The organism is Amaricoccus solimangrovi (assembly GCF_006385685.1).
GTDB classification, from domain to species: domain Bacteria; phylum Pseudomonadota; class Alphaproteobacteria; order Rhodobacterales; family Rhodobacteraceae; genus Amaricoccus; species Amaricoccus solimangrovi.
Window position 1 is genome coordinate 1 of record NZ_VFRP01000011.1, and the last position, 13,246, is coordinate 13,246.

At 70.7% G+C, this 13,246-nt stretch carries 13 protein-coding genes, 1 tRNA gene and 3 pseudogenes; 2 read left to right on the top strand and 15 right to left on the bottom strand.

Annotated features, from left to right (window positions below):
- Nucleotides 1–37 precede the first annotated feature (37 nt).
- From FJM51_RS12110 to FJM51_RS12130, 5 genes and pseudogenes are all read right to left on the bottom strand, one after another.
- A complete protein-coding gene (locus tag FJM51_RS12110) occupies nucleotides 38–712 on the bottom strand; it encodes a sulfatase-like hydrolase/transferase (protein WP_140454415.1) in 675 nt (224 codons plus the stop codon).
- Nucleotides 713–983: 271 nt separating this feature from the next.
- Nucleotides 984–1,715 carry a sulfotransferase family protein gene (locus tag FJM51_RS12115; protein WP_233713106.1) on the bottom strand — a complete coding sequence of 244 codons (732 nt, stop codon included), beginning with the start codon at nucleotides 1,713–1,715 and terminating at the stop codon, nucleotides 984–986.
- The gene (locus FJM51_RS12120; protein WP_140454417.1) at nucleotides 1,684–2,073 is read right to left on the bottom strand and encodes a hypothetical protein; all 390 of its coding nucleotides are present in this window, start codon (nucleotides 2,071–2,073) and stop codon (nucleotides 1,684–1,686) included. The genes FJM51_RS12115 and FJM51_RS12120 overlap by 32 nt, the downstream gene beginning before the upstream one ends.
- Nucleotides 2,074–2,228: 155 nt before the next feature.
- Nucleotides 2,229–2,865: pseudogene (locus FJM51_RS24400) on the bottom strand (baseplate megatron protein TIM-barrel domain-containing protein).
- 58 nt (nucleotides 2,866–2,923) lie between these two features.
- Nucleotides 2,924–3,316: pseudogene (locus FJM51_RS12130) on the bottom strand (transposase); the annotation flags it as partial.
- Here FJM51_RS12130 and FJM51_RS12135 point away from each other — a divergent pair.
- Nucleotides 3,304–4,291, top strand: a pseudogene (locus FJM51_RS12135) (IS256 family transposase); the annotation flags it as partial. The pseudogenes FJM51_RS12130 and FJM51_RS12135 overlap by 13 nt on opposite strands.
- On the opposite strand, the gene FJM51_RS12140 reads toward FJM51_RS12135, so the two are convergent.
- The 7 genes from FJM51_RS12140 to FJM51_RS12170 all read right to left on the bottom strand — a co-directional run bounded on the left by FJM51_RS12140 (nucleotide 4,292) and on the right by FJM51_RS12170 (nucleotide 8,003).
- Complete coding sequence (locus FJM51_RS12140) at nucleotides 4,292–4,435, bottom strand: hypothetical protein (protein WP_233713097.1); 144 nt, start codon at nucleotides 4,433–4,435, stop codon at nucleotides 4,292–4,294.
- Nucleotides 4,436–4,513: 78 nt separating this feature from the next.
- Nucleotides 4,514–4,708, bottom strand: coding sequence for a hypothetical protein (locus FJM51_RS12145; RefSeq protein WP_140454419.1), 195 nt, complete (start codon nucleotides 4,706–4,708; stop codon nucleotides 4,514–4,516).
- Complete coding sequence (locus tag FJM51_RS12150; protein ID WP_140454420.1) at nucleotides 4,708–5,295, bottom strand: DUF6538 domain-containing protein; 588 nt, start codon at nucleotides 5,293–5,295, stop codon at nucleotides 4,708–4,710. The genes FJM51_RS12145 and FJM51_RS12150 overlap by 1 nt, the downstream gene beginning before the upstream one ends.
- A 131-nt stretch (nucleotides 5,296–5,426) precedes the next feature.
- A tRNA-Gly gene (locus FJM51_RS12155) sits at nucleotides 5,427–5,500 on the bottom strand.
- A gap of 97 nt (nucleotides 5,501–5,597) precedes the next feature.
- Complete coding sequence (locus tag FJM51_RS12160; RefSeq protein WP_140454421.1) at nucleotides 5,598–5,933, bottom strand: DUF167 domain-containing protein; 336 nt, start codon at nucleotides 5,931–5,933, stop codon at nucleotides 5,598–5,600.
- Nucleotides 5,934–6,602: an HAD family hydrolase gene (locus FJM51_RS12165; RefSeq protein ID WP_140454422.1), complete on the bottom strand. Its 669-nt coding sequence runs from the start codon at nucleotides 6,600–6,602 to the stop codon at nucleotides 5,934–5,936. It abuts the gene before it with no gap.
- Between the two features lie 66 nt (nucleotides 6,603–6,668).
- Complete coding sequence (locus tag FJM51_RS12170; RefSeq protein WP_140454423.1) at nucleotides 6,669–8,003, bottom strand: ATP-binding protein; 1,335 nt, start codon at nucleotides 8,001–8,003, stop codon at nucleotides 6,669–6,671.
- Nucleotides 8,004–8,075: 72 nt separating this feature from the next.
- Between FJM51_RS12170 and FJM51_RS12175 the strand changes: the two genes are divergently transcribed.
- Nucleotides 8,076–8,999, top strand: a complete 924-nt coding sequence (locus FJM51_RS12175) for an MBL fold metallo-hydrolase (protein ID WP_140454424.1) — start codon at nucleotides 8,076–8,078, stop codon at nucleotides 8,997–8,999.
- Here FJM51_RS12175 and FJM51_RS12180 read toward each other — a convergent pair.
- The 3 genes from FJM51_RS12180 to FJM51_RS24720 all read right to left on the bottom strand — a co-directional run bounded on the left by FJM51_RS12180 (nucleotide 8,984) and on the right by FJM51_RS24720 (nucleotide 13,115).
- Nucleotides 8,984–10,756, bottom strand: a complete 1,773-nt coding sequence (locus FJM51_RS12180; protein ID WP_140454425.1) for a glucan ABC transporter ATP-binding protein/ permease — start codon at nucleotides 10,754–10,756, stop codon at nucleotides 8,984–8,986. The genes FJM51_RS12175 and FJM51_RS12180 overlap by 16 nt on opposite strands.
- A gap of 6 nt (nucleotides 10,757–10,762) precedes the next feature.
- Nucleotides 10,763–12,211 carry a protein adenylyltransferase SelO family protein gene (locus FJM51_RS12185; RefSeq protein ID WP_140454426.1) on the bottom strand — a complete coding sequence of 483 codons (1,449 nt, stop codon included), beginning with the start codon at nucleotides 12,209–12,211 and terminating at the stop codon, nucleotides 10,763–10,765.
- A gap of 100 nt (nucleotides 12,212–12,311) precedes the next feature.
- A complete protein-coding gene (locus FJM51_RS24720) occupies nucleotides 12,312–13,115 on the bottom strand; it encodes a tellurite resistance TerB family protein (RefSeq protein ID WP_140454427.1) in 804 nt (267 codons plus the stop codon).
- Between the last annotated feature and the right edge of the window lie 131 nt (nucleotides 13,116–13,246).

A 13,246-nucleotide genomic window follows, 5' to 3' on the forward strand; every position in this document is an offset into this window, starting at 1 on the left:
GCCGCGCAACTCGGCCTTGAAACCGAAGCCGCCACGGTCAAACTGGCGGCGTAACCGGCGCAAAGCGCTGTCTCGAATCCGTGCCCCGGTACAATGGCTTGTCCGGTTCGATCGCCTCGAGTGACCGCGGCCAGTCGATCGTTTGGTCCGCCAGATCGACGCTGAGATAGTAGTCGGGGGCGGTCGGCGTGCCGAGCGGCGTCTGGTTCTCGAAGAGAAAGGGCCGGATCTGGTTCGTATCCCCCGCCATGAAGCCGTAGAAGTAGTCGAGGCCGAGCCCGTTCGGCCAGTGATCGTAGGGGCCGACCGCGCTCGTCTCGTAGATCGGCGTATTGTGGTTCTTGCCGATCCAGGCGGTGGCATAGCCGTTCTGGCGCAGGATCTCGGACACGGTCGCCGTGTCCTTCGGGATGATCCCCGTATAGCCGTCGTAGCCGGTGGCGAGTTCGGTGATGACGCCGGTGCCCGCCACGTTGTGGTTGCGCCCGGTCAGCAGCGCCGCGCGGGTGGGCGAGCAGAGCGCCGTGGTGTGGAAGCGGGTGTAGAGTTCCCCCTCGCGCGCCAGCTCGTCCATCGCGGGCGAGGGCACGCCGCCGCCGGTGACGTCGAACTGGCCGAAGCCGACATCGTCGAGCAGGACGAGCAGGACGTTCGGCGCGCCCTCGGGCGCCTTGATCGGGGCCGAGAACTGGGCCGGCCGGATGGGAGGTATCGGCCGCGTGCCCCCCCGCGGACCGCCGCTCCGTCATGCTCTGCCCACCCGCGCCGGCTCCGGCGCGGCACACGGTGAAGGACGGAAAATGGCTGCGAAAACGAAGGTGCCCGAGGCGCGATCCCGCGGATGGCGGGGACAGTTCCGGTCCGCGGTCCGGGTTCGGCCCCCGAGGGGGCCATGGCAATGAGGTTCCGCCGCCAGCCGGTCCGGCGCCGCGGCCATCGGAGCGACTTCGGCCGCGGTGGCCGCCGCTTCGCGGTGTGGCCGCTCAGGCCGGTTGTTTGAAGCGATGGATGAAATCGTCCTTGGTGTTTGTCCTCGGATAGGGGGTGGCGGGGATCGGCTTGTCGAGAAAGCGACAGAGCGGCTCCCATCCTTCCGAGGCCTGAAAAACCAGCAGGCGGTCCGGCGGCACGCTGGCCTTGACCTCGGCCTCGTAGGCATTGAAGACTGCGATCGCATGTTCCCGGTCCGTCGGCCGGCCGCCGAAGGTCGTTTTCGTGACCAGGTCGCTGGCCATCGTCAGCCAAGGTTGAAGATGAGGCGGCAGCGTCGCGGGCGTGGCCATCAGCCAGGCGATCGTTTCCGAAAAGCTGTCGTACCAGCCCTCGGCGGGCCGCGTGCTCAGGATCACCTTCGCGTCCGGATAATGGGCGAGGATCTCCTTCCAGTACGCCGCCGAGGGCCAGTCCACCGTCGAGCCATAGCCCTCGAAGATCGCGTCCCAGTCGGCCTTCCCTTCGCTCGCCGCCACCCATTGCGGCACCTTGCGGTCGGGATCCTGGATGATCTCGATCATATGATAGCAAGGACCGAGACCCAGCGTGTCGAGCGCCTCCCTCAGCGAATGCGTTCCAGTCCGGCCGAAGCCCGCGCCAACGATTTGTAGCGACACGAGTACCCCCTTCGATGTGCCAGCGGCACGCCAAGCACATCTTCCCTGATCTATTTCGAATACTGTTCTACTACTATCGAAGCACTGTATTCCTTTTGAAGGCATCGGAACATCCGATTCCTCCGCCGCGCCGGTCACATGCGCGCGCCTTGGCCCGAGCCTCCCGGCTACCGCCTCCGCGGCGGCCCGACCAGCGGGGCCGGTAGCCACGCCCCGAACCACGCCAGCACGATCCCCCGGTCCCGAGCGCGATCAGATCCGTCGCCGTCATGAACACTTTCCCGCCGCCGAGGGCGAAGCGCGGCACCTCGACCTCGACGAAGCGCCGCGCGGCGAGCGCGAGCGAGCCGGGATCCGCGACCTGGGCGACGAGGCGGACCGTGCGATCGACCGCCGTGGCGCCCGCGAGCGTCGCGATCAGGTTCGAGTCGATCCGCCCGAGCGGCGCGTCACGGAAGAACATGGCGGACCTCGTTCGAAGGATCGGAGGCGCCCCGCGCGGCGCGGGACGCGGGCGGCGCGGCGGGCTCAGCGCCCCGCGCGCTCCCCGGCGGCGGCGATCAGCGCCGCGCGCTGGCCCGCGCTCGGCGCGGCCCCGACCACGATCGCCGCGTCGGCTCATTCCCAGGCGAAATTGGGGCATTCCGGCCAGGGCCGCGCGTCCCAGGCCCAGACCAGCACGTTCGCCGGATCGAGGATCGCCGAGCCGTTGTCGCGCCACCATTCAATGACAGCGCGGAGATACTGGCGCGGCATGAAGTCATCGCGGACCCCGCCCGAGAACCGCGGGAGCCCTGATTCCGAGGTATTGATCGCCGCGAATGTTCGGCTGATTGGCGCCCAAGTCGACCGCGGGGCAGCCGCTTTCGGTAAACCAGAGCGGCTTCGCGTCCGGGGTCCAGCTCGTCGCCGTGGCGGAGCGGACCCCGCCCGGGCGGTTGCGGTGCGCGTTCCCGAACCCGTCGCGGATCGCCTTTCGCCGAAAGATCCAGTCCTCGCCGTGCGCCCCGTCCGCGATCGGGGTCCGGACCCGCGCCGCGCGATCCGCGTCGCTGGCGTAGTACCAGGCGAAGTATTCCCCGCCCTCGACGTTCGCCTTGAGATAATCGAGGTCGTAGATCGAGACGCGACCCGCCGCCGGATCGTCATCGAGATGATCGTCTCCCGGGCGCCCGTCGGCCATGGGCGGACATTGGTCGATCGCGACGAAATCGACATGAGGCGAGGACCAGAGCGCATCGAGGTTGAAGAACACACCCCGGGCTGTCGCCCGGTCGCGGCAAGCTTCGCGAGGTCCCGGACTCGGAATCCAATCAACGGTAACAGAACCTTGCGAGGCCTCTGGTTGTGATGCGGATGTGGGCGACGTTGATCCATGCTTCCGCCGAGGCGACGGATTTCTCCCGGTCCTTTGCCAGACGCGGCCAGCGCCCGAGCCAGGCGAAGGGGCGTTCGACCCCCCATCGGCGCGGCAGGACTTCGAAGCCTTTCGCGGTGTCGGATCGCTTGACGATCCGTAGCGTCCAGTCGCCCATCCTGTCGAGCGCCGCCCGCAGTTTCGGCCCGGCATATCCTCCGTCCGCGAAGGCGTGCCGAAGCCAGGGACAGGCATGGCGGATGGATTTCAGGACCGCCGGCGCGCCGTCGCGATCCTGGATGTCGGCGGCATGGACCACCAGCCCGAACAGGAGGCCGATGGTGTCGACGAAGCCTCGATGCGCTGCTGCCGGTGCTCTATTTGCGCGGCGTCTCCACCGGCGATTTCCAGGGTGAGGCCCCGAGCGCCACGGGTTCGAGCGAGCGGGCCGAACCTGGCGGCGCTGCTCGGGACGGACGCGCCGAGCCTGTCGCCCGGCGCGATCGCCCGGCTCAGCGCCGGCTGGCGGGAGGAGTATGACCGCTGGCAAGGGCGCGATCTCTCGGCGCGTCGCTACGTCTACGTTTGGGCCGACGGGGTCTACCTCCAGGCGCGCATGGAGCCTCGGGCCGAATGCATCCTCGTGATGATCGGGGCGACGCCGGAAGGCGGAAAGGAACTGCTCGGCTTTCAGGTCGGGGTGCGGGAAAGCGCGCAGAGCTGGCACGAGTTATTGGTCGACATCAAGGCCCGTGGGCTGGCCGTCGCCCCCGAGGTCGCCGTCGGCGACGGGGCGTTGGGGTTCTGGAAGGCCCTCGACGAAGTGTTTCCGGGCACGCGCCACCAGCGCTGCTGGTTCCACAAGATTTCGAACGTTCTGAACAAGTTCCCGAAATCCATGGGCCCGGCCGTCAAGTCCGACCCGCAGGACATCCATCATGCCGAGACGAAAGCGGCGGCTCTGGCTGCCGTCGAGGTCTTCAAGGAAAAGTACGGCTTCAAGTTCGCCCCCGCCGTCGCTTGCCTGACCAAGGACGTCGACGCGCTGATGACGTTCTACGATTTTCCGGCCGAGCACTGGGACCACCTGCGCACGTCCAACCCGATCGAGAGCGCCTTCGCCACCGTCCGCCACCGCGCCGTGCGCACCAAGGGCGCGTTATCGCAGAAAACCGTGAAGCTGATGGTGTTCACCCTCGTGCGCGAGGCGTCGAAGAAATGGCGTCGCCTGAACGGCGCAAACCAGTTGCCGCGCGTCATCGAAGGCGTCAAATTCGCCGACGGCGTCGCCACGAGCGATGCCGCCCAAAGCCGCGCCGCCTGATCAGCACGAGTCACCCAAATTCATCCATAGCTCTGTCCGCGACAGCACCCGATTGTACAGAACCGTCCCACCCGCTCCGACAGCGCAGACCTGAAAGCTGCCCTTCGCCAGGTCGATCGCCAGCATGCTGATTTTCGTCATCATCGATGCGCCTCGGCTCGGTCCTATCGAACCTTCATGGCATACGAGATGCCGCTGGCTGGGGGTATCCACCGCATCACTTCAGATCTCGCGGATGAAATCGGGGGAATAGGGATCACGTTTGCTGCTCCCGAGGTCGCGCAGGCTCAACCGGCCGAACGGGCTCACCAGCCCGTAATGGCGCGGCGTGTTGACAGTCTCGAAGATGTTCGAGGCGTGCTCCAGTTCCTTGTTCGCGGTATCCGCGACGTGCCCTTCGCGACCCGCGCCTGCCATCACGTCCGGAACGCGACCGCGTCCTCGCAGGTAATCTGATTGATCGGTTTGTCGCCGAACACCTTGGTCATGTTCGCGACCGAGCGGATCCGCACGTTCTTCCAGCGCCGGATCTGACCTTCGTTCTTGCCCTTGAGCCGATCCGAGGTCAGCGCGACGAAGTCTTCGAGCACTTCCGAGAGGCGCGGGCGCGGGGAGGCGACCAGCCCGAGCGCCGCGTTGGGCTCGGCGCCGATCGCGACCGCGCCGCCGGGATGCACCGGGGATTCGACGCGCGCGTGCAGGGCCTCGAAGTCGCCGGCGGCGAGGTCGGTTGCCGGGCGGCAGGTGAAGCCGTGCGCTTCCGCGAGCTTGAGGGTCGCGTAATGACCCGCCTTCGCGTCGGTCGTGTTGCCGGCTTCGAGCGCTTCCCAACAGGCCCAGAGGCCCGCCGCGATCCCCGGCGCCTCGCGCTCGGAATCCGTCCTGAGCGCGATCCGGACCGGTCGTCTCGGGTCCGGCCTCTCGAATCTTCGGGGAACGCGCTGCTTGAAGCACCAGCGTCCGCCGCGTTGATACAGACAATTTCCCTCGTTGTGCCGCGCCAATGCCATTCCCGTTCAGGTTGTCGATCGTAGCGCAATATATGGCGCAAAAATCGGGCACTCTCGCAGGGGATCGGGGGGCGTCGGTTAACGGGCTGATCTGAAGGAAATTTTCAGATGGGCACCATTTTTGATGGAGCGGGTGAAGGGAATCGAACCCTCGTCACTTGCTTGGGAAGCAAAAGCTCTACCATTGAGCTACACCCGCCTCGATTCCCGGAGGTATCGACAAACGCGCCGCCGGTCAAGATGCCCTCCGGCTCCGGAGGGAGCCGGGCGCGGGCGCCTTGGCCGTCCGAGCGCCGTCAGAGCCCGGCGGCGATGGCCTCGAGCCTCTCCGCGATGCCCGGGGCCAGCAGGCGGAGCCGCTTCACGCGCGCGCGCTCCCCGGCGAGGAGCGTGATCGCGGAACGGGGCAGGCCGAGCAGATCGGAGAGGCAGGCGATCAGCGCCGCGTTCGCCGCGCCCTCGACCGGCGGGGCGGAGACGCGCACGCGCAGGACCGGCTGGCCCCCGGCCTCGGCGAGGCCGTCGATCGCCGCCCGACCGCCCCGGGGCGTGAGCCGGACGGCGAGTTCGACGCCGCCCGGGACCTCCTTCCACGGGCGCGGCGCGGTTGGCGCGGGCGGCTGGCGTGCCATTCAGGCGTCCCGCGCCACGAGCGCGTCGAGATAGGACCAGAGCGCGGGGGCGGTGAAGTCGTCGATGATCTCATGCGCGCCCGCGCCGCGCAGCGTCTCGGGGGAGAGGCTGCTCGTCAGGCCGAAGACATGCGCCCCGGCGGCGCGGGCGGCGCGCAGGCCCGAGGGGCTGTCCTCGAAGGCGACCGAGCGCGCGGGCGTGGCGCCGAGGGCTTCCATCGCCATCCGGTAGGGCAGGGGATCGGGCTTCGGCCGCGGGCATTCCTCGCCGATCAAAAGCAGCGTCAGCCGTTCCGCGAGCCCGGCCGCGGCCAGCATCGCCTCGGCGTTCACCCGGGGCGCGTTGGTCACGACCGCCGTGCCGATCCGCTCCCGCTCCGCCCAGTCGAGCAGCGCGTGGATCCCGGCCGTGGGATCCGCGCGCCCGCCGAGCAGGTCGCGGAAGCGGCTCTCCTTGATCTCCGCGATCTCGGCGTGGCGCGTCTCCTCGCCGGGAAAGTATTCCGCCATGATCTGCGCGTTCGGCTTGCCGATGATCCGGGTCTTGTATTCCTCGATGTCGAGGCCGCGCCCGCGCTCGGCGAAGACGGAGACGAAGGCCTTGTGATGCAGCGGGTCGGTGTCGAGGAGCGTACCGTCGAGATCGAACAGCAGGGCGGGGCGGGACATGGGGACTCCGGAAACGGGCGACAGGGATCGCGGCTCCTTAGCACCGGGCCGGCGCCGATGCACGTCTCAGCGCGGGATGCGGAGCGTCGCGCGCAGGCCGCCGAGCGCCTCGCTCTCCGCGAGGTCGAGATTGCCGCCATGGCTGCGCGCGACGTCGAGCGCGATCGAGAGGCCGAGGCCGACGTTGCCGTCCTCGTCCTGTCCGCGCGCGTGGTCGAGCCGGGTGAAGGGCGAGAGCGCCCGCGCCCGGTCCTCGGGGGGAATGCCGGGGCCGTCGTCCTCGACGACGAAATCGATCGTCTTGGTCCGGAGCCGCGCGCGCAGCGTCACATGCGCGCCGTGGCGGATCGCGTTGCCGACGAGGTTCTGCACCGCGCGGGTGATCGCGCCGGGGCGCATCTCGACGAGCCGGTTCTCCGGCGTCTCGTTCTCCTCGATGAGTTCGATCGCGGCGCCGGTGCGCCGGGCATTCTCGACGACGCGCTCCGCGAGCGCGAAGGGATCGGTCGGCGTCGTGGTCTCGAGCCCGTCGCCCCGGGCGAAGGCGAGGAACTCGCCGAGCATCCGGTCCATCTGGTCCATGTCATGCACCATGTCGCGCGCCTCCTCGCTGTCCTCCATCAGCGCGAGGGTCAGGCGCATCCGCGTCAGCGGCGTCCGGAGGTCGTGGCTGACGCCCGAGAGCATCTGCGTGCGCTGCTCGATCTGGCGCTCGATGCGCGAGCGCATCGCGAGGAAGGCCGCGCCGGCGCGGCGGACTTCCTCGGCGCCGGCGGGACGGAACGGCAGGGAGCGGCCCTTGCCGAAGGCCTCCGCCGCCTCGGCCAGCGCGCGGATCGGGCGGACCTGGTTGCGCAGGAAGATGACCGCGATCGCGGTCAGCAGGATCGAGGTTCCGATCATCAGCACCAGAAGCTGGTGCGGATTGGAGACCGAGAGCCGGGTCCGCGGAATCGTTGCCCGCAGCGCGCCCTTGTTGGTCGCGGCGGTGACGCTCGCCACCCTCTGGTCGGTCCGCAGATCGACGGCGAGCGGGCCGGGCAGTTCCTCGCCCAGCGTCGCCGCCAGGGTGCCGCCGCTGATGTCGTAGAACACGCGCCTGAGCCCCGGCGTCACGCCGATGCCGGGCCGGAGCGTGAGTTCGAGGTCGAGCGGGGCGGAGAGCCGGTCGAGCGCCGCCCGCGCCTCCGCGACATCGCGGGCGCGGTTGACCTCGCCGATCGCGTAGCGCAGTTCGAGCCCCACGCCGCTCGTCAGCTGGTCCGTCACGCGCAGATAGTGCCGCTGGAAGAAGACGAGGCCGACGACGAGTTGCAGAAGCACGATCGGCACAAGTAGGATCGTCAGCGCCCGGCCGAAGAGGCTGGTTGGCAGGACGGTCCGGGCGGTTGGCCATTTCATCGCAAGGCGAGCGTTACGCGGCGCCGCGCGGGGGCGCAAGCGGAAGGGCGCCCCGGGGCGCCGGGGAGGACCATGGCGGAGGATCCGTTCGAGCGCGACCATGCCCCGCCGATCGGCGCGGCCGAGCGGCTGGCGCCGGGGGTGCGGGTCGTCACCGCGCCGAACGCCGGGCCGATGACCTTCACCGGGACGCGCACCTATCTCGTGGGGGAGGGCCAGGTCGCGGTGATCGACCCCGGCCCCGACGATGCCCGGCATCGCGAGGCCGTCGCGCGGGCGCTCGGGCCGGGGGAAACGGTGGTGGCGGTGCTGGTCACCCACGCGCACCGGGATCATTCCGAGGGCGCGGCGGCGATGGGCGCGCGGCTCGGCGCCGAGGTGCTGGCGCATGGCGATCCGGTGGGCGCGCGCGCGCCCGGGATGGCCCGGCTCGCGGGCGATCTCGGCCTCGGCGGGGGCGAGGGGCTCGTCCCCGGCTTCGCGCCCGATCGCCGGATCGGCGAGGGCGAGGTGATCGCCGCGCCGGGCCTGACGCTGGCCGCGCTGGCGACGCCCGGCCATACGGCGGATCACCTGAGCTTCGTCTACCGGGAGGGCGCCGCGCTCTTCTCGGGCGATCTGGTGATGGGCTGGTCCACGACGATGATCTCGCCGCCCGACGGCGACCTCGCCGCCTATCGCGAAAGCCTCGGCCGGCTGCGGGAGCGCGGGGAAGGCGTCTACTACCCCGGCCACGGGGCGGCGGTGACGCGCCCGGGGCGGCTGATCGGCCACATGCTCGCGCATCGCGCCGCCCGCGAGGCGCAGGTGCTCGACATGCTCGCGAAGGGGCCGGCGCGGGTGCCGGAACTCGTGGAGGCGATGTACCGGGGGCTCGATCCGAAGCTGCGGGGGGCCGCGGCGCGGACCGTGCTCGCCCATCTCGTCGATCTGGCGGGACGGGAGCGCGTCGCGGTGGAGGGGAGCGGAGCCGGGGCGCTCTACGGGCTCGCTTGAGGCGGCGCCTCCTCCGGCTCCGTGAAGCCGCCCTCCGCCACCAGCCGGGCGAAGAGCCCGCCCTCCGCGACGAGGGAGCGGAAGGTTCCGCGCTCGACGATCCGGCCCTGGTCGAGCACCAGGATCTCGTCGGCGTCCGCGACCGTCGAGAGCCGGTGCGCGATGATGAAGGTGGTGCGTCCGGCACGCAGCGCGTCGAGCGCGCGCTTGATCTTCGCCTCGGTCTCGGGATCGAGCGCGCTGGTCGCCTCGTCGAGGATCAGGATCGGCGCGTCCTTCAGGATCGCGCGGGCGATCGCGAGCCGCTGGCGCTCGCCGCCCGAGAGCGCCGAGCCGCGCTCCCCGATCACGAAGCCGTAGCCGCCCTGCTTGCGCGCGATGAAGCGGTCGGCCTCGGCGCGGCGCGCGGCCTCCTCCACCTCGGCGTCGGTGGCGGAGGGCCTGCCGACGCGGATGTTCTCGGCGATCGAGCGGTTGAAGAGCCCCGCCTCCTGGAACACCACGGCGATCTCGCGGCGCAGCGAGTTCAGCGTGACGCCGGTGATGTCGTGCCCGTCGACCGTGATCGCGCCGGCATCGGGGTCGCGCAGCCGCTGGAGCAGCGCGAGGGTGGTCGACTTGCCCGAGCCGGTCGGGCCGACCAGCGCCACGGTGCGGCCGGGCTCGACCGAGAAATCGAGATCGAACACGCCCTGGTCGCTGCCCGGAAAGCGCATCGAGACGCCCGAATACCGCACCGCGCCCCGGACCCGGCCGAGATCGGGCGCGCCGGGCCTGTCCGCGACCCCCGCCTTGGCGTCGAGCAGGTCGAAATAGCCCGTCAGCGTCGGCGTCTGCTTGAAGATGCCCGCGACGAAGCCGGAGAGCTGGTCGAGCTTGCCGATCAGCAGCGTCGCGAAGGAGACGAAGGCCACGATCTCGCCCACGCTCACCTCGCCCCGCCGCGCGAGGATCGCGCCCACGGCGAGCACGAGGACCATCGCGATGGTCGCGGCCGCGCGCGTCAGCACGGTCAGCACGCCCCACCAGGTCAGCACCGGGTATTGCGCCGCCAGCAGCCGGTCCATCAGCCCCCGCATCGCCTCCGTCTCGGCGCCGAGCCGGGTGAAGCTCTGCACGATGGTCACGTTGCCGATCACGTCGCCGACGCGGCCGAAGACATTGGCATGATGCGCCTCGACATTCGCCTGGCCCGCGCGCGTGCGACGGATCACCGCGACGTTCAGCACGGCGTAGAGCGCGGCCAGCACGATCAGGATCGAGGCCATGGCGAGGTTCATGCCGAGCGCGGTCGGAATGAGGAGCAGGATGCTGACGACCGCCGTCAACTGGTTGCGCAGGACCGCGAGCCAGAGCGCGAAGAGCGCGTCGGTTCCCGCGAGGATGCCGCGCACCACCGCGCCGGTGCCGCGCGCGGCGTGATAGCCGATCGGCAGCGTGATCGCCCGCTCGAAGGCCCCGGCCATCGCGGCCATCCGCCGGCGGTGCGCCAGCCGGTCGGCGGAAACGGAGACGACGACGCCCGCGACGATGCCGAAGAGGCCGAGCGCGGCCCAGAGGCCGATGGTCGGGAAGGCGTCGGCGCCGGAGGCGAGCGCGTCCACCACCCGGCCGAACAGGATCGGCTCGGCGAGCTGGGCGACCGCGATCGCGACCGAGGCGGCGGCGAGGAGCACGGCCTGCCCGCGTTCCGCCGCGAGCAGGCCGAGGCTTCGCAGATAGACGCGGACGAGGCTCGGGGACCCGGGCGCGCCCATGCGGTCCTACGCGATCGGCACGTGGCGGGGCCGCCCGTTCGGCCCCCGGAGCAGGCCGAGCGCGGCGGTGAAGGCGCCGAAGGCGCGGACGCGCGCGATCTTCTCCCTGAGCGGTCCCCAGTCGTCGCTTTCGGCGATGGGCGCCCAGATCGCCTCGACCTCCTCGATCACCATCGTCTCCGGCGCCTCCGGCCGGATCGCGAGCGCCGCCTCGAGGCCGGGCGCGGGGGCGAGTTCGCGCAGGCCCTCGATCACCTCCGCCCAGGTCGCCGTCTCATAGAGCGGGCGCAGCGGGCTCGCCGCGATTCCCTCCGGCCGCGCGGCGAGGAGGTCGAGGAAGATCCGCTGGAACGGCGGCCGCGTCTCCTGCATCGCGCCCCAGAAGCGGTGCATGAGCTCGCGCGAGGCCGGCGTCGCCGGGGTGAGCAGGCCGAGCCGGGCGAAGGTCTGGCGCTCGAGCGCGGCGTGGAAACGTTCGGCGAAATCATTGAACCTTGGCTCGATTGCCTCGCGCGACGCGATCGGGATCAGGCATTCGCCGAGCCGCGCGAGATTCCAGACCAACGCCTCGGGCTGGCGCGCGAAGCAGTAGAGGCCGGTCTGGTCGAAATAGGCGGCCGTGAAGGCCGGGTCGAACCGGTCGAGGAAGCGCCAGGGCCCGTAGTCGAAGCTTTCGCCGGTGATGTTGATGTTGTCGGTATTGAGCACGCCGTGGACGAATCCCGCGGCGAACCATTCGGCGCCGAGCCGGGCGACGGCGGTGACGATCTGGTCGTAGAGCCCGGCGACCGGATCGGTTCCGGCGGCTTCCGGCCAGTAATGCGCGACGCAGTGATCGGCCAGCCGCCGGGTCGCGTCATGGTTGCCGAGGGCCGCGAGCCGCTGGAAGCTGCCGATCCGGATGTGCGAATGGCTGAGCCGGGTCAGCACGGCGGAGCGCGTGGGCGAGGGCTCGTCGCCCCGCGTCAGCGCCTCGCCGGTCTCGATCACCGAGAAGGTCTTGGAGGTATAGACGCCGAGCGCCTCCAGCATCTCGGTCGCGAGGATCTCGCGCAGCGCCCCCTTGAGCGTCAGCCGTCCGTCCGCGCCGCGGCTCCAGCGCGTCTGGCCGGATCCCTTGGTGCCGAGGTCGAGCAGCCGGCCATCCACCGCGTCGCGCAACTGCGCGAAGAGAAAGCCGCGCCCGTCGCCGAGATCGGGATTGTAGGCCCGGAACTGATGCCCGTGATAGCGCAGCGCGAGCGGCGTCGGCATGTTGCCGGGCAGGGGTTCGAACCGGCCGAAATGCCGGATCCAGTCGGCGTCGGAGAGGGAGTCGAGCCCGACGCGCGCGGCCCAGCGGTCGTTGCGGAATCGCAACTCGGCCCGGGGGAAATCCGCCGGGGTCGCGGTGTCGAAGAATTCCGCGCCGAGGGATTCGTGGATCCGGGCGCTGTCGGTCGCGAGACTGGTCATGACGGGCAGGCTAGGGCGCGGCGGGGGCGGGTCAAGCGCCGCCCCCGCGAGGCCCGCCGCGTCGCGGTCGATGGCGCGGCGGGCCGGGCGGTCGCCATGCTCAGGCGCCGGTCGTCTTCTCGAGCGCCTCGACCGCGGCCGGGTCGAGCCGGAGCGCCGCGGCGAGCTGCGAGAGATAGGCCTTCTCCGCCGGCGTGTCCGGCGTGATCGTGAGCAGCGACGCGGCGTAGACCGCGGCCGCCTGGGTGGGCGAGGTGACCCGCGCGGCCAGCGCGTCGATGTCGACGGGCGTCGTCAGTTCGGACAGGACGAACTGCTTCTCCTCCTCGGTCACTCCGTCCTCGCCGGCCTTGCCGATGATCTTCTTCATTTCCGCCTCGTCGACGCTGCCGTCGGCCTTGGCCGCGGAGATCATGGCGAGGAGCACCAGCCGTTCCGCCTCCGGCCCGGTCACCGAGGCGATTTCCTCGGTCGCGGGCGGGATGTCCGCCGCCGGCGCCCCGCCAGCCCGTTCCGCCTGGGCGGCGCGCAACGCGCCGAGCGCGAGCGTGCCGAGGATCGCCATCGCCCCGCCCTTGGCCGCGCCGCCCGCGCCTCCGCCGAGCAGCGCGCCCGCGATCGCGCCGATGCCGCCGAGCTGGCCGCCCGTCAGGCCGCCGACCTGTTCCCTGCCGAGGAAGTCCTTGGCCCGACCGGCGAGACCGCCCGTCCCGCCCCCGGAAACGCCGCCGGAAGCGCCGCCCGTCGCCCCGGCGAGCGCGCCCTGGAGCTGGCCCAGCAGGTCGCCGAGGCCGCCGCCGGTGGTCCGGCCGGTCCCGCCTAGGTTGCGCAACAGCTGGTCGAGGCGGCTCCCGCCACCGCCGCCTTGCCGCATCATCTGTTCGAGAATCGCCCCGAGGCTCATGGCTTCCCCCTGTTCGGCGCTATGGCGCCGGGGCCCGCTGCGAGCCGCGGCGTCCTCTGGCGCGACAATCGCGCCGGGATCGGGGTAGCAAAGCGGACCGGTCCTGCCAAGCGCGGCGTATCCCCGCGGGC